We start from the raw sequence: 23,841 nt of genomic DNA, 5'->3' as shown, positions 1-23,841 counted from the left end.
ACGCGAATGAGCTTTTGGGGTTGGAGGAACGCGACTCCACCCCTATGTCCGGCCTGCTTGCCGTTCAGCGGCGGGCAATTCGGGGTCGTTACAGGGCGCTACGTGCAATTACTGCTGTTCCTTTCCGCGCTTCTGGCGGGCCTGACCGGTGTCATCACCGGGGACGGCGTGCGCGTGGTTCCTCAGCAGAATGGCGCCGCGATCACCCGTGCCGCCGAATCGGTTGCGGAAACCGCTGTCGCGGTGGCGATGGTCGCTGCGGCGATCCCGGTCTCCGGCAATGACGCGCGTCCGGCACCGTCTTTTGCGATCCATGACGCACCTGCGGGTCGCCCCGCACGGCTGACGAGCGAACGCCGGCTGGAATAGCCGCCCCATGCAGCCCCGACGCGGGCGGCATGCCTTTCGCATTCAAATCATTTGCGCCCGTGATGCGGGCGCATGCCTCACAATTTCATACGACTGGAAACCATCATGTTCGGCGGTTTGGCCAAAACATTCTTCGGCTCGTCCAACGACCGGTACGTCAAAAGCCTCGGGGCGATCGTCAACAAGATCAACGCCTTCGAGCCAGCCCTTCAGGCGCTGAGTGATGAAGAGCTCGCCGGACAAACCGTCAAGTTCCGGGAACGGCTCGACGGTGGCGAGAAGATCGATTCGATCCTGCCCGAAGCGTTCGCCACGGTGCGTGAGGCATCGGTCCGCGTGCTCGGCATGCGCCATTTCGACGTGCAGATGATCGGCGGCATCGTCCTCCATCGCGGCGAGATCGCCGAAATGCGCACGGGTGAGGGCAAGACGCTGGTCGCCACGCTCGCCACCTACCTCAACGCGCTCCCGGGCAAGGGCGTCCACGTCATCACCGTCAACGATTACCTTGCCCGCCGCGATGCCGAATGGATGGGCCAGATCTACAAGTTCCTGGGCCTCAGCGTCGGCGTGATCGTGCCGAACCTGGCCGATCATCAGCGCCGCGAAGCCTATGGCGCCGACATCACCTATGGCACCAACAACGAATTCGGCTTCGACTATCTGCGCGACAACATGAAATATGACCGCGCATCGATGGTGCAGCGTCCCTTCGCCATGGCGATCGTCGATGAAGTCGATTCCGTGCTGATCGACGAAGCGCGCACCCCGCTCATCATCTCCGGCCCGACCGACGACAAGTCCGAACTGTACCTGCAGGTCGACGCGATCGTGAAGCAGCTCGACGAGGGCACCTACGAAAAGGACGAGAAGCAGAAGAGCGTCATCCTGACCGAGGATGGCACCGAAACCGTCGAGCGGATGCTGGAGGCGGCGGGACTGCTTCAGGGCGACAATCTCTACGACTTCGAGAACACCCAGGTCGTCCATCACCTCAATCAGGCGCTGCAGGCCAACGTCATGCGCAAGCGCGACATCGACTATATCGTCAAGGACGAGAAGGTCGTCATCATCGACGAGTTCACCGGGCGCATGATGGACGGCCGCCGCTGGTCGGACGGCCTGCACCAGGCGGTCGAGGCAAAGGAAGGCGTGACGATCGAGCCGGAAAACCAGACGCTCGCCAGCGTCACCTTCCAGAATTACTTCCGCATGTATCCAAAGCTTGCGGGCATGACCGGCACGGCGGCGACCGAGGCACCGGAATTCTTCGACATCTACAAGATCAACGTCGTCACCATCCCGACCAATGTCGACGTCAAGCGGATCGATCAGGACGACGAATTCTACAAGACTCAGCAAGACAAGTTTATCGCCATCGCGCGCACGATCAAGGAACATGCGCTGAAGGGACAGCCGGTATTGGTCGGCACGGTGTCGATCGAGAAGTCCGAGCTGCTGTCGGATTACCTCACCAAGGAAGGCGTCGACCATTCGGTCCTGAACGCGCGCCAGCACGAGAATGAGGCGCATATCGTGGCGCAGGCCGGGCGGCTGGGCGCGGTGACGATCGCCACCAACATGGCCGGTCGCGGCACTGACATTCAGCTGGGCGGCAACGTCGAATTCCGCACCAATGACGAATTGCGCGACATGCCCGAGGGGCCGGAGCGCGAAGCCGCCGAGGCGCAGATCAAGGCCGAAGTCGCCGCCGAAAAGGCCAAGGTGCTGGAAGCGGGCGGCCTGTTCGTGCTGGGCACTGAACGGCACGAAAGCCGCCGCATCGACAACCAGCTGCGCGGCCGTTCGGGCCGTCAGGGCGATCCCGGCCTGTCGCGCTTCTACCTCAGCCTCGACGACGATCTGCTGCGCATCTTCGGCCCCGATACGCTGTTCGCCAAGATGATGCGCAACAACATCGCCGATGGCGAGGCGATCGGATCGAAATGGCTGAGCAAGGCGATCGAGACGGCGCAGAAAAAGGTCGAAGCGCGCAACTACGACATCCGCAAGCAGGTCGTCGAGTATGATGACGTGATGAACGACCAGCGCAAGGTCGTGTACGAACAGCGCGCCGACATCATGGATGCCGACACCGTCGGCGACGTGGTCGAGGATATGCGCGCCGAGACGGTCAACGACATCGTCGGCCGCTCATGCCCGCCCGAGACCTATCCCGAGCAATGGGATATCGCTGGGCTGAAGGAACGCGCCGAGCAGACGCTGGGCATCGCGGTGCCGATCGAGCAGTGGGTCGCCGAACAGGACGGCATCGAGCCCGAGGACGTCGAGAATCGCGTGCGCGAGCTCGCCGATGCGAAAGTGACCGGCAAGTCCGACGAACTGGATCCCGAAACCTGGATGCAGATTGAGAAGTCGATCCTGCTCCAGAATCTCGACCACCACTGGAAAGAGCATCTGGCGATGCTCGATGCGCTGCGTCAGGTCGTTCACCTGCGCGCCTATGCGCAGAAAACGCCGATCAACGAGTATAAGCAGGAAGCGTTTGCCATGTTCGAGCGCATGCTGGCCAGCATCCGTGAGGATGTGACCCGCACCATCGCCTGGGCCGAATTCGGCTATCAGCAGCCCGAACTGCCCGAATTGCCCGATTTCCTGACGACGCATATCGATCCGCTGACCGGATACGACAACAGCGCCGACTGGGATGCCGGGTCGGCGGGGCTGATCTCGAATGAACTTCCCCCGATGCAGATACCGCGTCCCAGCGGCGAGGAGTTCGGCGACGATCCCTCGCAATGGGCGGGTCAGGTCAGCCGCAATGCGCCATGCCCATGCGGGTCGGGCCGCAAATACAAGCATTGCCACGGGGCGCTGTGACGTCGTCGCCCCAGCGACCCGAAGGGCGGCGCAAGCCAACGCTGGGACCTTGTGCCACAAGCGTTTCGTGTGCGGCTTGAGACCCCAGCTTTCGCTGGGGCGACGGCTATAAAAAAAGGCCGCCCGGATCGCTCCGGGCGGCCTTTCTTTACGATGCCAAACCGATCAGCGCGGTGTCGGCGCCACGATCGACGGCCCCAGATTCTGGATCACCTCGCGCGCCGTAAATGCGCGAACATTGTCCGGCTTGCGGCCACGACCGACGACCAACTCGGCGCTCGCTTCGTAACGATCGACCGTGCGAACATCGATATCGTTATCCCAGAACGGGTCGCCATAAAACGGGCTCCAGCCGCGCCAGCCGTAACGCGGGCGGTAATAGCGCCACGATGGACCCCATCCACCCCATGCGCCCGCGCTGAACGGGCGGTCGACATAGGTGCGGGTTTTCTTCTCGGTATCCCGGTCGGACAGGATGAAATAATCGAATCCGCGCTCCACCGTCAGCTGCGCGGCACGGAACAACAGGTAACGCTCGACCGTCTCACGCGAAGTGAGGCTGTTGCCCGCGAAGGTGACGCGAAAGCGATCCGCTTCGATTTGTTCGTCCCAGTAACCTGTGCGGGACATGCCGATACCGGCGGCGGGCTGATAGGCTGTTGGCGTGGCACAGGACGCGAGCACGGAGGCCGACGCCAGGGCGAAGGCAACCGCCGCGACCCGCGACCGGCGGGGCTGGCTGATGCGCATGATATTCCTCCTAAGCATATGATTTGCGGCGACTCGTGCCGGAATCAGACTGTAACGTTCTAGCCGTAGCAAATGTCCCTTGGCTGAACAGCGGCCGTTCATCACGCGTTCCCGCCCTCGATCTTGCGCAGAAAATGCGCGACCGATACGCCGCGCAACAGCTTGGTGCGCCACCTGAGCGTCGTTTCACGGCTGATTTCAGTATCTTGTGGCGGCGTCGCGGCAAGATCTTCCAGTCCGGGCAAGTCGATCAGGCTGTCCGCAGCTGGACTGGCATGCGCACGTTGCAGTTCGCTGGCGATGGCCGGTGCGGCCTGCCGCAGGCGATATGGCCAATCGGCCCCCTGAAGCCCCTTTGCCCGCGCCGCCAGCGTCTCCGGCGGAAAGCGTGTCCCGAACGCGCGGTGAAAGATCCAGCGCGGCTGTCCCTCGCGCAGAAACAGCGAATCCGGGATCGAGAGGCAGAAATCGAGCAGGCGGCGGTCCGATGTCGGGTCGCGCGGCTCGATCCCGAACCGGGCAAGGTCGCCCTTAACCATCACCCCCATCGTATCGTGCGACGTCATCACGCGCCGGATCGATGCGGCGCGCGCAGTGGCGATGCCGGGATCGGTGCGATGCCCATCCGCCGCCAGCACGTCGAGCAGCGCCGGATCGGGCCGAACCGCCGAATAATCCTCAAGGCGTGGCTGGTAGCGCCCCAACATGCGGCGCAGCGCGGCGACGAGGGTGTCGGGCAGAAACGGGCTACCACTCTCGACCAGCGCACCGCGCAGGCTGCGCTGCCGGTTGCGGACCAGCGCGCCGACCTCGCCGACCCAATCGCCCATCGCACCCCGCGCCAGCATACCGTGCAACACGCCTTCACCGGCATGGCTGACCGTCATATTGCCCATGAACCCGCCCAGCAGCACGCCCGCACCGTCCGCCCGCGCCGCGCGGTTGATCGCGTTGACCCAGACCAGGTTGCACAGGTTCAACGCCGGAATCTCGTGCGACAGGAAATGCGCGTCGAGGTCGTCGCCAATCTCGCGCTCGGCGGCATCGATCGCTCGGTGACTGATGTTCGGGTAACGCGCGGCCAAAGCGGCTGCGAGCGCCCATTCATTCGGGTTGCGACCCTCCGGCGCGTCCAGCGTCACGCCGGGCAGGGGGACATGGGTATAGGATGTCAGCGCGTCGCTCTGCATCGCGGCGGATGCCGTCACCGCGCCGCTGTCGAGCCCACCGCTCAGATGCGTGGCGACCGGCGTCGTCGCGCGCAGCCGGTCACGCACCGCCCGGTCGAACAATTCGCGCATTGCCTCGGCATAGTCGTCCGGCCGCGCAAACCGCGTCTCGCGCCCTGCGGCCCAGTCATACCAGTCGCGGCGAACCAGCGACCCGTCGGCGCGAACCGTGACGTGCTCGCCTTGCCCCACCCGCTCGATCCCGGCGAAGAAGCTGCGCCCTTTCGGCAAAGGTGCGACGGCGAGAAAGCGCTGTGCCGTCCCGGGATCCGCCGCGATCGGCACGTCGGGCAGCGCGTGCAACCCTTTGCCCATCGTCGCAAAGGCGAAGCGGTCGCGCGTGCCGTGAAAGAAGATCGGCCGAAACCCGGCGGGATCGCGCGCCAGGTGCAGCACACGCGCATCGCGGTCCCACACCACAATTGCAAAATCGCCCACCAGCCGGGGAATCGCCTCGCTGCCCCAGCGCTCCCACGCCGCCAGCGCCACATCGCTGTCTGCCATCGACTTCAACCGTTCAGCGGCGATCCCCAGCGATTCGGCGAGTTCGGGACGATTGTCGAGCCGCAGGTCGGCGACCATCGCATAACGCCCGCTCGCACCGCTCAACGGCTGCCTATCGTGACGGTCTTCGGGCAAGCGGCGGGTGAGGCGGGCACCGAGCGCGATCTCGCCCCCATCCCATGCCCCTTCGCGGTCGATGCCATAGGGCATCAGCGCCCGCTGCATCCGCGCCACGACGGCGCGCGCGTCGGGCTGTCCGTCACGCTGCCAGACGCCGCAAATCGCGCTCATCCGGACCCCAATAAAGGGAAAATCTCGCTGGCTCCCCGAGTAGGATTCGAACCTACGACCATCCGATTAACAGTCGGGAGCTCTACCGCTGAGCTATCGAGGAACACCAGCGAGGGCGCGCCTATACGAAGGGGTTTCCGGCATTGCAAGCGGGTAAAGGGGGATTGTTCGCGGCCCACCCCCTTCACGCGACAAACTGCTCCATCGTGATGCGGTCGTCGAGCGCGTGTTCGGGATCGAACAACAGCGTCAGGTCACGGTTATGGTCGATCACCACGTCCACTTGCGCGACGTCGCGCACTTCGCGCTGGTCCGCGACCGCGCTGACCGGGCGCTTGGCGGGATCGAGCACCTTCAGCGTGATCCGGGTCTTTTCCGGCAATATCGCACCACGCCAGCGGCGCGGACGAAACGGGCTGATTGGGGTCAACGCCAGCATTTGCGATCCCAGCGGCAATATCGGCCCATGCGCCGACAGATTATAGGCCGTCGATCCGGCGGGCGTGGCGATCAGGATGCCGTCGCACACCAGCTCGTCCAGCACGATCCGATCATTGACCGTCACCTCCAGCTTCGCCGTCTGCCGCGTTTCGCGCAGCAACGACACTTCGTTGATCGCGGGCAGGACATGCGTCTCGCCCTCCACCGTCGTCGCGGTCATCACCAGCGGGCTGACCTTGAACGACTTGGCACGCTTCAGCCGTTCCTCCAGCCCGTCGGGCCGCCACTCGTTCATCAGAAAGCCGACGGTTCCCAAATTCATGCCAAACACCGGGATCGTCCGGTGCCGCTCGAGCATCGTGTGCAGCGTCTGCAACATGAACCCGTCCCCGCCCAGCGCGACGAGCAGATCGGCATCCTCCGGCTCTGCCCAGTCGTGCGCCGCCAACAGCTCATGCGCGGCGGTTTCCGCCGGGTTGGTGGGGGAGGCGACGAGCGCCCGGCGCAGATTGCTCATCCGCCGGTAACGCTCATATGGCGGCCCACGGCGGGCGCGACACCACGCGTAACGTCGAAATCATGTCGCTCGGGCTTGGTCGCCAGCGCGGCGTCGATCGCCGCATCGACGGCGTCCAGCCCGCCTTCACGGATCGCAGCTTTCAGATCGACCTGATCCTCATGCCCCAGACAGGTGTAAAGCTTGCCCTCGGTCGTCAGCCGCACGCGATTGCACGTCGCACAGAAATTGCCGGTCAGCGGCGAGATCAGCCCCAGGCGCGCGCCGGTCTCCGCCACGCGCCAATACCGCGCCGGACCCCCGCTATTGTGCGAATCCGGCGTCAGCGTGAACCGCGCCGACAGATCGTCCATCACCGCCGTCAGCGGCACGAACCGGTCGGCGCGATCCTCGTCGATCACTCCCAGCGGCATCGTCTCGATCAACGTCAGATCCATGCGCTGCGCACCGGCCCAGGCCAGCATGTCCGGAATTTCGCCGTCGTTCAGCCCTTTGAGCGCCACCATGTTGATCTTCACCGCAATCCCGGCGGCGAGCGCCGCGTCGATCCCCGCCAGAACCTCGGTAACATCGCCATGGCGCGTGATATGGCGGAACGTCTCAGGATTTCGGCTGTCCAGGCTTACATTGATCCGCCGCACCCCGGCATCGGCCAGCATGTCCGCATATTGGGTCAACCGCGTCGCATTGGTCGTCATGGTGAGCTCGTCCAGACCATGCCCCACGCTGCGCCCCAGCCGCCGCACCAGATCGATCGCATCGCGCCGCACCAGCGGCTCGCCGCCGGTCAGCCGGATCTTGCTAACCCCACGCGCGACAAAGCGCTCGGCAATCAACGCGATCTCCTCCAGCGCCAGCAACTCGCTGCGCGGCAGAAAAATCATCTTCTCCGCCATGCAATAACGACAGCGCAGGTCGCAGCGATCGGTGACCGAAACCCGCAGGTAACGGATCGTGCGGCCGTGCCGATCGATCAGGGCGGGTGTTGCGACCATCGTAACCGGAGCTAAGCCGTTCATGGCTTCGCAGCAACCCTTGGGTTAGGAAGGATGCAGATGACCGAACCCGCGCCCCTGACTGCACCACCTGTAACGGGGCGCGACCGACCGCTGTTCCTGCTGTCCTTTCGGCAGCGCGACGAACTGGCGGCGCTGGCGGCCAAGGCCGGATGGCGCGTCGTCGCCGCGCGACGCGCGGACGGTGCGGAGCGGCGCTTGCTCGCCAGCGGCGCAGCGGTCGCCGTGGTCGACGCACGCGGCGCGGTCGATGAAGGGCTGGCGGCGGTGCGCGCGCTGGCCGGGGCGGTGGGTGCCAATGGCGGGGCGCTGATGGTGCTGGTGTCGCGTGGCGATGCAGCGCGGCTCGGCGAATTCTACGATGCCGGCGCCACCCAGTTCCTCGCCAGCCCGATGCGGGAAGCGGAGTTCGTGCAAGCCCTGCGCTTCGCCGCGCGTCATGCACGTCGCGTAGGCGGGGACGGCGCGGTGCAGCCCGCCGCCGCCGAGCCACTGGGCTGGCGTTATGACCCAGCGCTCGATTCGATGCAGGTGACGCCTGCGCTGGCGGCGATGCTGGGGTTGTCCGAACAGCCATCGGTGCGGACTTTGCTGCGCCGCGTTGAAGCCACCGATCGCGGTGCGCTGCGGTCGGCACTGGCGCGGTTGCGACAGGGGCTTCAGGCGACGGCGTTCGCGCATGAACTGACCGGCGCCGGCCGGGTCGTCGAACACCTCCAGCGCGACGACCGCACCGGGCGCATCCACGGCCTGATCGAACGGCTGGGACAGGTCGATGCCAGTGCGGCGGTGCGCGATGCCTTGACCAAAGTCCGCGACGCCGCTGGCGCGCGGCGCTGGATCGAGCGGCGCTTGGCGGATCGGCGGCCGGTGACGGTCGTGCTCGCCGCGCTCAATCGCTTCGATGTCGTCAACACCGCCTATGGCCGCGATGCCGGCGACGCCGTGCTGCGTTCGGCCTCGGCGCGCCTGACTGAGGTGGCGCGTGAGGTCGGCGGGCGGCGCGCCATCGTCGCGCGAATGGGTGGTGCTGAGTTTCTGGTTGCGGCGGACGATGCCGAGGCAGCGGCGCTGGCGCATGCGGCGGCGCGCGTCGAGAATGTACTGGCGCGCCCCTTCGTGATTGGCGACGCGATTGCACCGATGGGCGCGCGCGTCGCGGTGGTGACATCGGAACCGGGCGACAGCGTTGCGACGCTATTGAAGCACGCGAGCGAGGCACTGGCGGGCGATGGCGGGCCGAGCTCGCAGCTATCGGTCGATGCGCTGGCGGTCGATCTGCGCCGCGCGATGGATGCGGGTGAGATCGACCTGCGCTTTCAGCCGCAGGTCGCGGTTTCCACCGGCGAGATCGCCGGGGTCGAGGCGCTGGCGCGGTGGCAGCATCCCGAGCGAGGCGAGGTCGGCGCGGAACCGCTGTTCGCCGCCGCCGAGCGTGCCGGTCTGGAACTTGCGCTGTCCGAACATGTCCAGCGGCTGGCGCTGGCACAGGCCGCGCGCTGGCCCGCATCGCTAAGTGACTTACGGCTGTCGATCAACGTCACCTCGGCGGACGTCGCACGCATCGGGTTCGCCGACCTGTTCCTCGACTGGGTCGATGCCAGCGGCTTCCCGCGCGGAAGGCTGACCGTGGAAATCACCGAGGGTGGTCTGATCGGCGATTTGAGCGAAGCTGCTCGCCTCCTTGCCGAACTGCGCACTGCCGGGTGCCGCGTGGCGATCGACGATTTCGGCACCGGCTATTCCAGCCTCGCTTACCTCAAGGCACTCCCGCTCGATTACCTCAAGATCGACCGCAAGCTGACTCAGGACATTGCCGGGTCGCCCCGCGATCGAGTCGTCGTGCGCGGTGTCATCGACATGGCGCGCTCGCTTGGCCTGACCGTCATCGCCGAAGGGGTCGAGACCGAAGAGCAACTGGAATTGCTCGCCAAGGAGGGGTGCCAATATTATCAGGGCTTCCTCTGCGCCGAACCGCTGGCCGTCGCGGCGCTGGCCGAATTGATGGAGACACGCGGATGATGCGCTGGCTGGCGATGCTGCTGCTGCTGATGTTCTCTGCGCTGTCGGCCGTGGCGAAGGACCGCCCCGATCCGCGCATTCAGATTCAGGCGGCGATGGAGGACAGCGCGGAGGGCTGGAACGCCGGCAATCTCGACGCCTTCCTCGCCGTCTATGCCGACGATCCGGGTACCAGCTTCACCGGCGCCAAGGGCATCGAACGCGGCCTCGCCCCGATCCGCGCACGCTATGCCGCCAAATATGTCGACCAGTTCGGCCCCGGCGACCGCCCCAAACGCACCGCGCTGACCTTTCAGTTCGAGGATTTCCAGCTGATCGGCAAGACTCACGCTCACCTGATCGCACGTTGGACGCTCACCCCGGCAGCGGGCGGCACGGCAATGACCGGCATGACGTCGCTGCTGTTCCGGCGCGAGGCGAAAGGCTGGAAGATCATCGCGGATCACAGCTCTTGACCGGCGACCCGCGCGACATGAGCGGCGTGTGGTACGGCCGCTATTTCGCAGCTTCGATGGAGGTCGAAGAGAACAGCTTCATCGCCAATCTGGAAGAATCGGGCAGTGCGGTAACCGGCACCATCACCGAACCCGACACCACGGGTCTCGAAGATGTCCGCCGCGCCTTTGTCGATGGCGACCGCAACGCCGCCCGGCTGCGCTTCACCAAGCAGTATGACCCGGCCGGCGCGCTGGCGCATTCGGTGACCTATGCGGGCACGGTCAGCGACGATGGCACCGAAGTCACCGGCGAATGGCATTTCTCCGGCTATCACGGCAGCTTCGTGATGAACCGCGAAGCCTTCCGCGCCGAGGAATTGGAAGAGGAAGCTGCGGTCGACGAGGATATCGTGATCGTGATGGACGAGCCTATCACGTCCCGATAGTTTCCGCTGAAATTGGGAGGGAAATCAATGATTCACCGGCGTGGCCTGTTCGCACTGTTCACGATGCTGATGGCGGCGGCCTTGCTGCCCGTGCCTGCCGCAGCAAAGGAGTTCGCCTCGACGCGGATCAGCGTCACGGTGGAGGGGAAGGGCAAGGACGTCATCCTGATCCCCGGCCTGTCCTCATCGCCACGCGTGTGGAAAGAGATGATCGCGGCGGTCCCCGGCTATCGCTATCACAAGGTTCAGGTGTCAGGCTTCGCTGGTGTCCCCGCAGGCGGCAACAATGCGGGCGACGTCGCCGCGCCCGTTGCCGAGGAAATCGCCCGCTACATCGCCGAGAAGAAACTCGGCCCGGTCGCGGTGATCGGCCATTCGATGGGCGGATCGATGGGCATGATGCTCGCCGCGCGCCACCCGGCCAGCGTTTCGAAGCTGATGATCGTCGACATGCTGCCCTTCATGGGCGCGATGTTCGGCGGACCGCAGGCGACGCCGGAAACGCTGAAGCCGATCGCCGACCAGATCATGACCGGCATGAAGTCGGCCGCACCGGAGGCGTATGAAAAGCAGCTCACCGGCACGATCACCAGCATGGTGGCGACCGAGGCGATGCGGGGCGGTGCATTGGACGATGCGATGAAATCGGACCGCGACGTATCGGCCCGCTCCTATCGTGAACTGATCGTCACCGACCTGCGCCCCGAACTGGCAAAGATCGCCGCGCCGACCATGATCCTCTACGTCACGCCAAAGGGCGCGCCCGTAACCGATGCGCAGATGGATGGTTTCTACACCGCATCCTACGCCAATCTGAAGGGCGCAAAGCTGAAGCGCGTCCCCGACTCGGCGCACTTCATCATGTGGGACAACGCCCCGGTGTTTCAGGCGGACGTGAAGACGTTTCTGGCGGGGTGACGTGCGCAGCGTGGGCGCCTTGGTATATTGCCTCGTCAGTGCATCATTGCTGTCAAGTTGCGATCCAGAACCGGGAGAATCGCGGATACTGGCGAGAATAAAGTCACCGGACGCTCATAGAGAGGCAGTCCACGTCGTAGATTTAGGAGGCGGGGCGACAGTTGGCCCTTTGTCTTTTGTGTATGTGGTTGCTCCGGGCAAGTTCCCGCGTTTCGCTGATCGCATTTTCATCGGGAACCGAGTCTGCCGCCTCGATTTGCGATGGCTAGATAACAGCGCCGTCGAAGTCCGCTTTTTTGCTAAAGCAGCTGAAGCAGGACATACCCTTCCGTCTGCAAATTCCGTCTCAGCGCGCGGCCTTTGGCAAGGCCGAGACATTCAGAGCGGGTGTTAAATATTCGGCACAAATTACCCCACCCGCTCGTACTTGCCCGTCTCGAAATCCTCGCTGACCAGCGCGGCGATGCGATCCGCCACCACTTCCGGCGGCTTGACGCTCTCGGGTGCCTCCCCCGGATAGGCGCGCGCCCGCATCTTGGTTCGCGTCGCGCCCGGATCGAGCAAAGCCACGCGAACCTTGGTCAAATTGCGCACTTCCTCGCCATAGCTCAGCACCAGATTCTCGAACGCTGCCTTCGACGCGCCATAGAGCCCCCAATATGCACGCGGCTGCCGCGCCACGCCGGACGTAATCCCGATCACCCGCGCCGCTTCGGCCTTGCGCAGCAACGGGTCGAACGCCCCGATCAGCGCCGCCTGTGCGCTGATGTTGAGCGCCAGCGTCTTGGCCACTTCCTTGGGATCGAACGCCGCAATCGCCGCCAGCGAACCGAGTGCTGCTGCATTGAGCACCAGAATGTCCAGCGAACCCCAACGCTCGGTCACCGCGGCGGCCAAACGCGGAATCGCATCGCTTTCCAACAAGTCCATTGGCGCGATCGTGGCGGTGCCGCCCGCCGCGTCGATCGCCTCCTCGACCTCTTCCAACCCACCCGCCGTGCGCGCCGTCAGGATCACATGCGCGCCCTGCGCCGCCAAAGCGATGGCGGTCGCGGCCCCGATGCCACGGCTCGCACCGGTGACGAGCGCCGTGCGCCCGGACAAAATCAGATTAGACATGAGGTTCAGACCGGTTCGTGAAGGAGGGCAAGCTGGTCCGATTCCTGGTCACCGAAATCGGTCAGCGGCGTCGGATACTGGCCGGAGAAACAGGCATCGCAATATTTGGGCAGCACATCCGCGCGACCCGGCTGGCCCAGCGCGCGGTACAGACCATCGATCGAGACGAACGCCAGGCTGTCGGCCTTGATGAACTTCGCCATGCCCGCAACGTCGTGTTGCGCGGCGAGCAGCTTCGACCGCTCGGGCGTATCGACGCCATAGAAGCAGCTATGCGTCGTCGGCGGGCTGGCGATGCGCATATGCACCTCCGCCGCCCCGGCCTCGCGCATCATCTCGACGATCTTCAGGCTGGTGGTGCCGCGCACGATCGAATCGTCGACCAGAATGACGCGCTTGCCCTGAATCAGCGCGCGATTGGCATTGTGTTTCAGCTTCACGCCCAGTCGGCGAACCTCTGCGCTTGGCTGGATGAAGGTGCGCCCGACATAATGCGACCGGATGATGCCCAGCTCGAACGGAATGCCCGATTGCTGCGCATAGCCAATCGCGGCGGGCACGCCCGAATCCGGGACCGGGATCACCAGATCGGCATCGACCGGCGACTCGATCGCGATCTCCGCGCCGATATTCTTGCGCACCGAATAGACCGAGCGATCCTCCGCAATCGAGTCCGGGCGGCTGAAATACACCCACTCAAAGATGCACGGGCGCGGCGCGATCGCGGTGAACGGGCGCAACGACCGCAACTCGCCGTCGCGCACGATGACCAGTTCGCCCGGCTCGACATCGCGCACATACTCCGCACCGACGACGTCGAGCCCAACGGTCTCCGACGCAAAGATGAAGCTGTCGCCCAGTTTCCCCATCACCAGCGGACGAATGCCCAGCGGGTCTCGGCACGCGATCATGCCCACCGGGGTCATGCAGATCAGCGAATACGCCCCCTCGACCTGTTTCAACGCGTCGATGAACCGGTCGAGCAGGTCGCGATAGCCGGACGTAGCGACCAGATGGATGATCGTCTCGGTGTCCGACGTGGACTGAAAGATCGATCCGCGCTGCACCAGCTCATGCCGCAAATGCATGGCGTTGGAGATGTTGCCGTTATGCGCGACCGCGAATCCGCCACTCGCCAGTTCGGCATAGAGCGGCTGGACGTTGCGCAGCGCCGTCTCGCCCGTCGTCGAGTAACGGACATGCCCGCACGCGACGGTGCCCGGCAGCGCGCGGATGATCTCGTCGCGGTCGAAATTGCCCGCGACATGACCCATCGCGCGGTGCGTGTGGAAGTTGTGGCCGTCCCAGCTGGTGATCCCGGCGGCTTCCTGCCCCCGGTGCTGGAGCGCATGGAGGCCTAATGCGACCAATGCCGCAGCACCGTCAGCACCGGAAACGCCGAACACGCCGCACTCTTCGCGCAGCTTGTCATCGTCAAAAGGATTCGTGGTCAGCATCGGCCCTTCGGGGGGTTCGGTGGTCGATGGCCGCGCATATAGGGAGTCGATCCGCGCTTGTCGCCTGTTTGTCACATCCATTGATGCTGATCGATCGGTCCGCATGAAATGGGGCCACTGATCGATTTCTCCGTTCGTGCTGACCGAGTTATCCCGTTTTGGCGATGGCCGCGCGTGGGGTAGGTTGGCGTCAGATCAAAAAGAAAAGGATGAGGGTCATGGACGCAAAAACTGGATCGATCGACGGCGGCGGCTGCCCGGTAAATCATGGCGGGGTGCGCTCGCTGCTCGGCCGCACCAACAAGGATTGGTGGCCGGAAATGCTGGCGACCGAAGTCCTCAACCCCAATGGCCCGTCCAACCCGATGGGCGACGATTTCGATTACGCCACGGCGTTCAGGGGCCTCGATTACGCGGCGCTTAAGGCCGACCTGACCGCATTGATGACCGACAGCCAGCCATGGTGGCCGGCCGATTACGGCCACTACGGCCCGTTCTTCATCCGCATGGCATGGCACGCCGCCGGCACCTATCGCACCGCCGACGGTCGCGGTGGCGCGAGCAGCGGGCAACAGCGTTTCGCCCCGCTCGACAGCTGGCCCGACAATGGCAATCTCGACAAGGCACGCCGCTTGCTGTGGCCGATCAAGCGCAAATATGGTAAGGCGATCAGCTGGGCCGATCTGTTCATCCTGACCGGCAACGTCGCCATCGAATCGATGGGCGGACCCGTGTTCGGTTTTGGCGGCGGGCGTGCCGACGTGTTCGAGCCGGAACGCGACATCTATTGGGGGTCGGAAGACAAATGGGTGAATGAAGGCGTCCAGACCCGCATTGATCCCGACAAGGGCATGGAAGCACTCGAAGGCCCGCTCGCCGCAATCCAGATGGGACTCATCTACGTCAATCCGGAAGGGCCGGGCGGTAATCCCGACCCGTTGCTGTCGGCGCGCGACATGAAGGCGACGTTCGAGCGCATGGCGATGAACCATGAGGAGACCGTCGCGCTCACCGCCGGTGGCCACACCTTCGGCAAGGCGCACGGCAATGGCGACGCCTCGCTGCTCGGCAAGGCTCCCTCGGGCGGCGATCTGGTCGCACAGGGGTTCGGCTGGGTCAGCAGCCACGAAAGCGGCGGCATCGGCGAGCATAGCGTGACCAGCGGCATTGAGGGATCATGGGTCAACACGCCGACCGAATGGACCGAGAACTATTTCCGCCTGTTGCTCGACTACGATTACGAGATCGTCCACTCGCCCGCCGGTGCGCAGCAGTGGCAGCCGATCGACCAGAAGCCGGAGGATATGGCCCCCGCCGCCTGGGATCCGAACGTCAAGGTTCCGACCATGATGACGACCGCCGACATGGCGCTGAAGATGGACCCCGAATTCCGTGTGATTTCGGAGAAATTCCGCAACGACCATGAAGCGTTCAAGGACGCCTTCGCCCGCGCCTGGTTCAAACTGTGCCACCGGGACATGGGTCCGAAGGTCCGCTACCTCGGCCCGGAGGTTCCCGCCGAAGACCTGATCTGGCAGGATCCGGTTCCGGCTGGCACCACGCCTTCGGATGCCGATGTCGCATCGGTGAAGGCGGCGATCGCGGGCAGCGGCCTGACCGTCAGCCAGCTCGTCAAGACCGCCTGGGCCTCCGCCAGCACCTATCGCAAGTCGGACCATCGCGGCGGTGCCAATGGCGCGCGCGTCGCGCTGGCCCCGCAAAAGGATTGGGAGGTCAACGAGCCGGAAATGCTCGCCAAGGTAATCGACACGCTGAACGGTCTGCGTGGTTCGATGAGCCTCGCCGATGCCATCGTCCTCGGCGGCGTGGTCGGGCTTGAGAAAGCAGGCGCAACCAACGTCCCCTTCACCGGCGGTCGTGGCGACGCCACCGACGCGCAAACCGACGCCGAAAGCTTCGACGTGATGGAGCCGGAAGCCGACGCCTTCCGCAACTATCTCGGCAAGAAGAAGCTGGCGATCAAGACCGAGGAAATGATGCTCGACCGCGCATCGCTGCTTGGTCTGTCCGTGCCGGAAATGACCGTGCTGATCGGTGGCCTGCGCGTGCTGGGTGCCAATCACGGCGAGCGCGGCCACGGCCATTTCACCAAGCGTTCGGGCCAGCTGACCAACGACTTCTTCGTTAATCTGCTGGAAATGACCAACGTCTGGAAAGCGGTCGAGGGATCGGACGATCAGGAATATGTCGCCACCGACCGCGCCGGCGGCCACGAAACCTGGCGCGCGACCCGTGCCGACCTGATCTTCGGCTCCAACTCCGAACTGCGCGCTGTCGCCGAAGTCTATGCCGAAAGCGGGCATGAGGAGAAGTTCGTGAAGGACTTCGTGAAGGCGTGGACCAAGGTGATGAACGCCGACCGCTTCGACCTGAAGGCGTAACGGCAGCCACCTTCATCCCCCCTCCCGCTTGCGGGAGGGGCTGGGAGAAGGCCGTTCCGGCAGAAATCCTCCCAGGAACGGGGAGGGGGCGTAGCTGCGAGCAGCGATGTGCCGGGGGCACATCGTAGCAGCGGAGCCGGCTTGCAAAGCAAGCCGTGGGCGCAGCATGGTGGAGGGGGCTCGAGGCAATGGAGTCCGGTGCTTCGGGCCCCCTCCGTCAGCGCTTCGCCCTGCCACCTCCCCGGAACGGGGAGGATCTCCATTCGCCGGGCTAACTCGACCCCGTTGGCTTCCCCGAAACCTGCCCCTAAGCTCCCGCCCATGGAATCGATCGGCGGCGACCTCAACACCATGGCCCCCCGGCCATTCCCGGAGCCCCAGCTGGCTGCGATCCGCGCCATTTCCACCCAGCGCGAATACCGACCCGGCGACATCGTCCTCGAAGCGGGCGCGCCGCAGGACCGCTTCGTGCTGGTCGAGGCGGGCGAGATCGAGGTCGCCGACCCGGTGACCGGCGAGCGCCTGACCCCCGGCACCATCGGCCCGGGCCAGTTCATGGGCGAATTGTCCTTCCTCAACGGCGGCCCGCTCACCCTCAGCATGCGCGCCTGCGCCCCAACCCGCACGCTTGAGGCGCCGCGCCCCGACATGCTCCGCCTGATGAGCGCCGTCCCCGAGATCGGCGACCATATCCTCACCGTCTTCTCCGCGCGCCGCCGCCGCATCTTCGAATCGGGCGACAGCAGCCTCGTGGTGCGCGGCGCCGAGCGCGACCCCGCGGTCGCGCGCGTCGCCAGCTTTCTCAACCGCAATCGCATCCCTTTCCATGAGGAACCCGATGGCGAGCCCCAGGTCCTCTGGTCGGGCAATCCGATCCCCGATCCGACGCCCCGCGCCGTCGCCCGCCATCTCGGCCTCGATCTCAAGGCCGGCTCGACCGAGCTGTTCGACCTGCTGATCGTCGGCGCAGGCCCGGCGGGCGTCGCCGCTGCCGTCTATGCCGGATCGGAAGGGCTGCGCGCGCTGGTGATCGAGGATTGCGCGATCGGGGGACAGGCGGGGACCAGCTCACGGATCGAGAATTACATGGGTTTCCCCACCGGTATCTCCGGCGCGGATCTTACCTTCCGGGGACAGGTTCAGGCGATGAAGTTCGGCACCTGCTTTGCGATGCCGCGCCGGGTCGAGGCCTTGTCCAGCCGCGATGACGGTTTCTGCGTCACGCTTGATGGCAATGAGGAACTGTGCGCCCGCGCGGTGCTCGTCGCTACCGGCGTCCAGTATCGCCGTCTGCCACTCGACCGGCTCGAAGCACTCGAAGGCGCGGGTGTCTATTACGCCGCGACCGAGATGGAGGCGCGCCTTTGTTCGCAGACCGAGGCGGTGGTCGTCGGCGGCGGCAATAGCGCGGGTCAGGCGGCGATGTATCTCTCGCGCGTCGCCAGCCGTGTCCATGTCATCGTGCGCGGTGCGAGCCTTGCCGAAACGATGAGCGCATATCTCCGCGACCGGCTCGAAGCTGACCCGCGCATCGTCATCCACACCGGTGCCCGGCTCGAACGGCTTGACGGTGACGCTCATCTTGAGCGTGTCATATTCACCAAGGCTTCGGGCAGCATTGCAGTCGATTGCCGCGCGCTGTTCATCATGATCGGGGCCGCACCCAACACCGACTGGCTTTCGGGACTGGTCGAACTCGACCATCACGGCTTCGTTCGCACCGGAGCCGAAGTCGGCGCATCCTCGACCTTCGCGACTTCATGCCCGGGCATCTTCGCGGTCGGCGACGTCCGCTCGGGCTCGGTCAAGCGTGTGGCGAGCAGTGTCGGTGAAGGCTCGGTCGTCGTCAGTGCGATCTGGAGCCACGTGAACGCCCCGCCACCCGGATCGGTTGGAATCGGCGGGTGAGGGGGCTGTCGCATCATTCACGCTGCCGTCCCTTCCCATCGTGGCGGCGCACACGCTAACAGGCAGCCATGCCCGACTCCCGCGATTCCACGCTGACCCTTGACCCAAAATACGACTCCAGCGGTCTCATCACCGCCGTCGCCACCGACGTCGCCACAGGCGAACTCCTCATGCTCGCCCATATGAACGCCGCCGCTCTCGCCAAAACCCTCGAAACGGGCGAAGCCTGGTTCTGGTCGCGCAGCAAGAACCGCCTGTGGAAGAAAGGCGAAAGCTCCGGCAACGTCCTGCGCGTGGTCGAGGCCCGCATCGACTGCGATCAGGACGCTTTATGGCTGAAGGTCGAAGCGGTAGGCCCCGCCTGCCACACCGGCGAACGCAGCTGCTTCTTCCGCCGGATCGAGGGTGGTGAGCTGGTGCGGGATTGATGGGCGCAAACATCCCAAAATCCTCCCCCGCAAGGGGGAGGTGGCACGCGCAGCGTGACGGAGGGGGCGGAACCCCCAACGCTCGTTCGGGCATCCTCCCCCTCCGTCAGCCTGCGGCTGCCACCTCCCCCTGGCGGGGGAGGATGTTCTTAACCGCCGCGATCCTCCTCGCCGCCTGCTCCGGCGCCACCCCCACCGGCAACACCACAACCACCCCGCCAGACCTCGAAACCGCCGCAGTCGAGCGCGGCCTCGTCCGCGACCCTGAGAACACCGACGTCACCGGCCTCTACGCCCGCGACACCGACCGCGTGTGCGTCGTGCCACAGGGCAATGCCTACAAGATCGGCGCGTTCGTCGATTACGGCGACAACCTCAGCTGCACCGGCACCGGCACCGCCGCCCGCGCCGGGGAAACCCTGTCGGTCGAGCTGAAGGGCAAGAACGGCTCAACCTGCTCGTTCGATGCAAAATTCGACGGCGACCGCATCACCTTCCCCGCCAACGTCCCCGACGCTTGCACCAAATTATGCGGCCCGCGCGCCTCCTTCGCCGCGCTCGAAGTCGAACGCCTCAGCGAATCCGCCGCCGAAGCGGGCGCCCTGCGCAGCGCCGAAGGCACCCGTCTCTGCGGCGATTGACGTTAACGTAAGGCGGGCGTAATCTCCCCTTATGGCTACGACCGTAAGACAGGCGAGCTTTGCGGCGATCGAGCCGCGGCCGGACAAGGAGAGCTTCTCGATCTCGGACCTGTGCGCCGAGTTCGAGGTCACCGCACGCGCCCTGCGCTTCTACGAGGACGAAGGGCTGATCGCCCCCGAGCGCCGCGGCCTTCAGCGCATCTACTCGCACCGCGACCGCGCCCGCCTCGCCTGGATCCTGCGCGGCAAGCGCGTCGGCTTCAGCCTCTCTGAAATCCGTGAGATGATCGACCTCTACGATGTCGGCGACGACCGCCGCACGCAGCATCAGGTCACGCTCGACAATTGCCGCGCCCGCATCGACTTGCTTGAGCGCCAGAAGGTCGATCTCGACGCCGCCATCGCCGAACTCGAAGACTTCGTCGCCGTCCTCGAAGGCCGCGCCGCCCCCACCAAATAAGGAAGCTCCCATGCCGCAATACACGCCGCCCGTGCGCGACACGCGCTTCATCCTCGACCATGTGCTGAAGCTCGACCGCTACGCCAACCTCCCCGGTTTCGCCAACGCGACGCCCGATATGGTCAGCGCGGTGCTGGAGGAGGGTGGCAAGTTCGTCGCCGAAGTCCTCTTCCCGATCAACCACAGCGGCGATCAACAGGGCTGCACGCGCCATCCGGACGGCAGCGTCACCACGCCCGACGGCTTCAAGGAAGCCTACACCCAGTTCGTCGAGTCCGGCTGGGGCACGCTCAGCGCACCCGAAGAATTCGGCGGACAGGGCATGCCCCACGTCGTCTCGACCGCGTTTCAGGAGTATATGATCTCCTCCAACATGGCCTTCGCCATGTACCCCGGCCTCACTCACGGCGCGATCGCGTCGCTGCTGGTCAAGGGCAGCCCGGAGCAACAGGCGAAATACGTCCCGAAAATGGTCTCCGGCGAATGGGGCGGCACCATGAACCTGACGGAGCCGCATTGCGGCACCGACCTCGGCCTCATCAAGACCCGCGCCGAACCGAACGCGGACGGCAGCTGGGCGATCACCGGTACCAAGATCTTCATCTCTTCCGGTGAGCATGACCTCACCAGCAACATCATCCACCTTGTCCTCGCCAAGACCCCCGGCGCGCCGGAAAGCAGCAAGGGCATTTCGCTGTTCGTCGTCCCCAAATTCATCGTCAATGACGACGGTTCGCTGGGCGACCGCAACCCCGTCACCTGTGGCTCGATCGAGCACAAGATGGGCATCCACGCCAACTCCACCTGCGTCATGAACTATGATGGCGCGACCGGCTGGCTGGTGGGTGACGAGATGAAAGGCCTCGCCGCCATGTTCATCATGATGAACGCCGCCCGGCTCGGCGTCGGTCTTCAGGGCCTCGGCATCGGCGAAGTCGCGTACCAGAACGCCGTCCAGTACGCCGGCGACCGTCGACAGGGCCGCGCGCTGACCGGCGCCGCCGAGCCCAATGAAAAGGCCGACACCCTCTTCGTCCACCCCGATGTCCGCCGCATGCTGATGGAGGCCAAGGCGATGACCGAGGGTCTGCGCGCCCTCTGCCTGTGGGCCGGCCTTCAGGTCGATCTCGCTCACGCCGCCGCGACCGAGGAGGAGCGTCAGCTCGCCGACGATCTGGTCGGCCTGCTCACGCCCGTCATCAAAGGCGTCGGAACCGACGCGGGCTACAAGATCGCGACCGACGCGCAACAGGTCTATGGCGGCCATGGCTACATCGCCGAATGGGGCATGGAACAATATGTCCGCGATGCCCGCATCGCCATGATCTATGAAGGCACCAATGGCGTGCAGGCGATGGACCTGGTCGGCCGCAAGCTCGCGCAAAATGGCGGTCGCGCCGTCCAGGCCCTGTTTCGCGTCGTCGCTGAGGAAGTCGCCGCGGCCAAGGCCAAACCCGAACTCACCGACTTCGCCACCGCACTGGAAAAGGCCAATGGCCAGCTTCAGGCCACGACCATGTGGTTCATGCAGAACGGCATGAAGGACCCCAATCAGGTCGGCGCCGGGGCGTACTCGTACATGGAGCTGACCGGCATCGTCGCCATCGGCCTGATGTGGCTCCGCATGGCTGACGCCGCAGCGACCGCGCTTGCCGAGGGGACGGAGGACAAGCCTTTCATGGAGGCCAAACTGGTCACCGCCCGCTTCTACGCCGACCGCATCATGCCCAATGCAGGGGCGTTGCGGCGGAAGATCGAGAGTGGGGCGGAGACGATCATGGCGCTGCCGCCTGAGATGTTCCGGGCGGGGTGAGAACTTCGGCCCCAGCCGTCCGTATGCTGTGATAGGCGAAGCCATGCTTGTGCGAACGGCGAGTTCGTCGCAAAACGCTTACATTTACGGCGGTAGGACCGGACCCAAATGGCGTCGACAAATTTCAAGACTGAGAACAATACCTACCGGAAGCTTCTCGGTAATGGCCTCTCATATCGCATCCCAAGATTTCAGCGCGATTATAGCTGGACGATGGAAGAGTGGGAGGACCTGTGGGCCGACATCGAAGAGATAACGGGAGGAGCAGGCGAGACCGCTCACTATATGGGGTACCTTGTCCTTCAATCAAAAGATGAAAAGACTTTTGATGTAATTGATGGTCAGCAGCGCCTGACGACGATATCTATTGTTGTTTTAGCGGCACTTCGCGTTCTCGGAAAATTAGTACGCGACGGCATCAATGCAGAGCGCAATAAACGTCGCATGGATCAATTGCGGCAGAGCTATATTGGCTATTTGGACCCTGTAACTTTGGTTCCAAGATCTAAGCTGACACTGAATAGAAACAACGATAATTATTACCAAAGCTATTTGGTACCTTTAAGAGAGCTACCAAGCCGTGGATTTCGGGCCTCAGAGCATGCGATGCGTAAGGCGTCTGATTGGTTTGAGCGCCGGATACAGGAATTTTCTCGTAACAATGGTGAAGGCGACGAAGATTCTGGCGTTAAAATTGCTCAACTTATAGAGGACATCAGCGATAAGCTTTTTTTCACTGTGATTACAGTAACCGACGAACTGAATGCTTATAAAGTGTTCGAAACTCTGAATTCTCGTGGCGTCCGCTTGTCTGCAACTGACCTACTTAAAAATTATCTGTTTTCCGTGTTGCATAGGGATGGCCAGCACGAGCACGATTTAGAAGCTATGGATGCTCGGTGGGAGTCGTTTGTCGGTAGGCTGGGAGAGGAAAATTTCCCAGACTATCTCCGGGTCCACTGGATAACACGGCACGCGCTAGTTCGCCAATCTGATTTGTTTAAGACAATTCGCGCTCAAGTCCCTGATCGAGCGGCGGTTTTTCGCCTTCTCAACGGGCTAGATGAGGATATGGATAGCTATCTCTCGCTAATATCGCCTGAGACTTCTGGTTGGACAGGCGAAACCAAAATTGCTGCGTCCCGACTTCGAATGTTTAGTGTTCGACAGCAATTTTCTGTATTAATTGCAGCCCGAAAAATATTGAATGATGGCGACTTTGCGACACTGATCAAAGCCATCGTTGTCATCGCATTTCGATATAATGTGATTGGACGTCAACAGGCATCCGAGCAAGAGCGAGTTTACTCAAGCGTAGCTCAAAGAATTTCGCGTGGGGATGTAGTAAATTTGCAGGCAATATTGGAGGGGCTGCGCCCGATCTATCTTACAGATCGTGCATTTAGCGCTGCGTTTTCCGAGATGGAAATCACTACGCGTCAAACCCGTAACCGGCGTATTGTCAGGTATATTTTGACGAAACTCGAGCGCAACGCGAGTGGCAACGAACACGACTTAGACGCCGAAACTTTCAACATTGAGCATATACTTCCGCAAGCTCCCGGAGATGGGTGGCCATTTAGCGACCCCGAAGCGCAGGCGTCGATCTATCGTTTGGGAAATATGACTTTGCTCAATGCGGGGGCAAACAGGGATTTAGACAATACGTCGTATGAAGCTAAGAAGCCGGTGTATCTGGACAGTGATTTCGAAATTACATCCCAAATACCGGAAGCGCATCCAGTGTGGACAATTGAGCAACTCGCGCTGCGTCAAGCCGCTATGGCTCGTGTAGCTACCGGTATATGGCGTTTAGCTCAATTCGATTGATC

The 23,841-nt window shown here is 63.8% G+C and carries 19 protein-coding genes and 1 tRNA gene; 13 read left to right on the top strand and 7 right to left on the bottom strand.

The window, feature by feature from the left end:
- Window positions 1-102 precede the first annotated feature (102 nt).
- Both U1702_RS07440 and secA read left to right on the top strand, forming a co-directional pair.
- A complete protein-coding gene (locus tag U1702_RS07440; protein WP_332723387.1) occupies window positions 103-369 on the top strand; it encodes a hypothetical protein in 267 nt (88 codons plus the stop codon).
- 105 nt (window positions 370-474) lie between these two features.
- A complete protein-coding gene (gene secA / locus U1702_RS07435; protein WP_332723386.1) occupies window positions 475-3,210 on the top strand; it encodes a preprotein translocase subunit SecA in 2,736 nt (911 codons plus the stop codon).
- Window positions 3,211-3,375: 165 nt separating this feature from the next.
- Here secA and U1702_RS07430 read toward each other — a convergent pair whose 3' ends face one another.
- From U1702_RS07430 to moaA, 5 genes are all read right to left on the bottom strand, one after another.
- Window positions 3,376-3,960, bottom strand: coding sequence for a CC0125/CC1285 family lipoprotein (locus U1702_RS07430; protein ID WP_332723385.1), 585 nt, complete (start codon window positions 3,958-3,960; stop codon window positions 3,376-3,378).
- Window positions 3,961-4,061: 101 nt separating this feature from the next.
- Window positions 4,062-5,984, bottom strand: coding sequence for an asparagine synthetase B family protein (locus U1702_RS07425; protein WP_332723384.1), 1,923 nt, complete (start codon window positions 5,982-5,984; stop codon window positions 4,062-4,064).
- A gap of 28 nt (window positions 5,985-6,012) precedes the next feature.
- A tRNA-Asn gene (locus U1702_RS07420) sits at window positions 6,013-6,087 on the bottom strand.
- Between the two features lie 81 nt (window positions 6,088-6,168).
- On the bottom strand, window positions 6,169-6,942 hold the full coding sequence (locus U1702_RS07415; protein ID WP_332723383.1) for an NAD kinase: 774 nt from the start codon (window positions 6,940-6,942) through the stop codon (window positions 6,169-6,171).
- A complete protein-coding gene (gene moaA, locus U1702_RS07410) occupies window positions 6,939-7,937 on the bottom strand; it encodes a GTP 3',8-cyclase MoaA (protein WP_332723382.1) in 999 nt (332 codons plus the stop codon). Before moaA ends, U1702_RS07415 begins: the two co-directional genes overlap by 4 nt.
- A 60-nt stretch (window positions 7,938-7,997) precedes the next feature.
- Here moaA and U1702_RS07405 point away from each other — a divergent pair, with 60 nt between their 5' ends.
- From U1702_RS07405 to U1702_RS07390, 4 genes are read left to right on the top strand one after another with little or no spacing between them, the layout of a single operon-like run.
- Window positions 7,998-9,980 carry a putative bifunctional diguanylate cyclase/phosphodiesterase gene (locus U1702_RS07405; protein WP_332723381.1) on the top strand — a complete coding sequence of 661 codons (1,983 nt, stop codon included), beginning with the start codon at window positions 7,998-8,000 and terminating at the stop codon, window positions 9,978-9,980.
- Window positions 9,977-10,435, top strand: a complete 459-nt coding sequence (locus tag U1702_RS07400) for a YybH family protein (protein WP_332723380.1) — start codon at window positions 9,977-9,979, stop codon at window positions 10,433-10,435. Before U1702_RS07405 ends, U1702_RS07400 begins: the two co-directional genes overlap by 4 nt.
- Window positions 10,432-10,863 (top strand): hypothetical protein, encoded by a 432-nt coding sequence (locus U1702_RS07395; protein WP_332723379.1) that lies wholly within the window; start codon window positions 10,432-10,434, stop codon window positions 10,861-10,863. Before U1702_RS07400 ends, U1702_RS07395 begins: the two co-directional genes overlap by 4 nt.
- Before the next feature lie 27 nt (window positions 10,864-10,890).
- The gene (locus U1702_RS07390; protein ID WP_332723378.1) at window positions 10,891-11,781 is read left to right on the top strand and encodes an alpha/beta fold hydrolase; all 891 of its coding nucleotides are present in this window, start codon (window positions 10,891-10,893) and stop codon (window positions 11,779-11,781) included.
- Between the two features lie 408 nt (window positions 11,782-12,189).
- Here the strand turns inward: U1702_RS07390 and U1702_RS07385 are convergent, their stop codons facing one another.
- Both U1702_RS07385 and purF read right to left on the bottom strand, forming a co-directional pair.
- Window positions 12,190-12,900 (bottom strand): SDR family NAD(P)-dependent oxidoreductase, encoded by a 711-nt coding sequence (locus tag U1702_RS07385; RefSeq protein ID WP_332723377.1) that lies wholly within the window; start codon window positions 12,898-12,900, stop codon window positions 12,190-12,192.
- 5 nt (window positions 12,901-12,905) lie between these two features.
- A complete protein-coding gene (purF, locus tag U1702_RS07380) occupies window positions 12,906-14,357 on the bottom strand; it encodes an amidophosphoribosyltransferase (protein WP_332723376.1) in 1,452 nt (483 codons plus the stop codon).
- 218 nt (window positions 14,358-14,575) lie between these two features.
- Here purF and katG point away from each other — a divergent pair, with 218 nt between their 5' ends.
- The 7 genes from katG to U1702_RS07345 all read left to right on the top strand — a co-directional run bounded on the left by katG (window position 14,576) and on the right by U1702_RS07345 (window position 23,839).
- A complete protein-coding gene (gene katG / locus U1702_RS07375; protein ID WP_332723375.1) occupies window positions 14,576-16,759 on the top strand; it encodes a catalase/peroxidase HPI in 2,184 nt (727 codons plus the stop codon).
- Window positions 16,760-17,080: 321 nt separating this feature from the next.
- Window positions 17,081-18,667, top strand: coding sequence for an FAD-dependent oxidoreductase (locus tag U1702_RS07370; RefSeq protein WP_332723374.1), 1,587 nt, complete (start codon window positions 17,081-17,083; stop codon window positions 18,665-18,667).
- Between the two features lie 68 nt (window positions 18,668-18,735).
- Window positions 18,736-19,095 (top strand): phosphoribosyl-AMP cyclohydrolase, encoded by a 360-nt coding sequence (hisI, locus tag U1702_RS07365; protein WP_332723373.1) that lies wholly within the window; start codon window positions 18,736-18,738, stop codon window positions 19,093-19,095.
- Between the two features lie 143 nt (window positions 19,096-19,238).
- Window positions 19,239-19,736 carry a hypothetical protein gene (locus U1702_RS07360; RefSeq protein WP_332723372.1) on the top strand — a complete coding sequence of 166 codons (498 nt, stop codon included), beginning with the start codon at window positions 19,239-19,241 and terminating at the stop codon, window positions 19,734-19,736.
- Window positions 19,737-19,767: 31 nt separating this feature from the next.
- A complete protein-coding gene (locus tag U1702_RS07355) occupies window positions 19,768-20,196 on the top strand; it encodes a MerR family transcriptional regulator (RefSeq protein ID WP_332723371.1) in 429 nt (142 codons plus the stop codon).
- A 10-nt stretch (window positions 20,197-20,206) separates the two neighbouring features.
- Window positions 20,207-22,009: an acyl-CoA dehydrogenase C-terminal domain-containing protein gene (locus U1702_RS07350; RefSeq protein WP_332723370.1), complete on the top strand. Its 1,803-nt coding sequence runs from the start codon at window positions 20,207-20,209 to the stop codon at window positions 22,007-22,009.
- A gap of 108 nt (window positions 22,010-22,117) precedes the next feature.
- Window positions 22,118-23,839: a DUF262 domain-containing protein gene (locus U1702_RS07345; protein ID WP_332723369.1), complete on the top strand. Its 1,722-nt coding sequence runs from the start codon at window positions 22,118-22,120 to the stop codon at window positions 23,837-23,839.
- The last annotated feature ends 2 nt before the right edge of the window (window positions 23,840-23,841 follow it).

This window comes from Sphingomonas sp. LT1P40 (assembly GCF_036663835.1).
Taxonomy (GTDB): domain Bacteria; phylum Pseudomonadota; class Alphaproteobacteria; order Sphingomonadales; family Sphingomonadaceae; genus Sphingomonas.
This window is presented reverse-complemented; position numbering and strand designations above follow the sequence as displayed.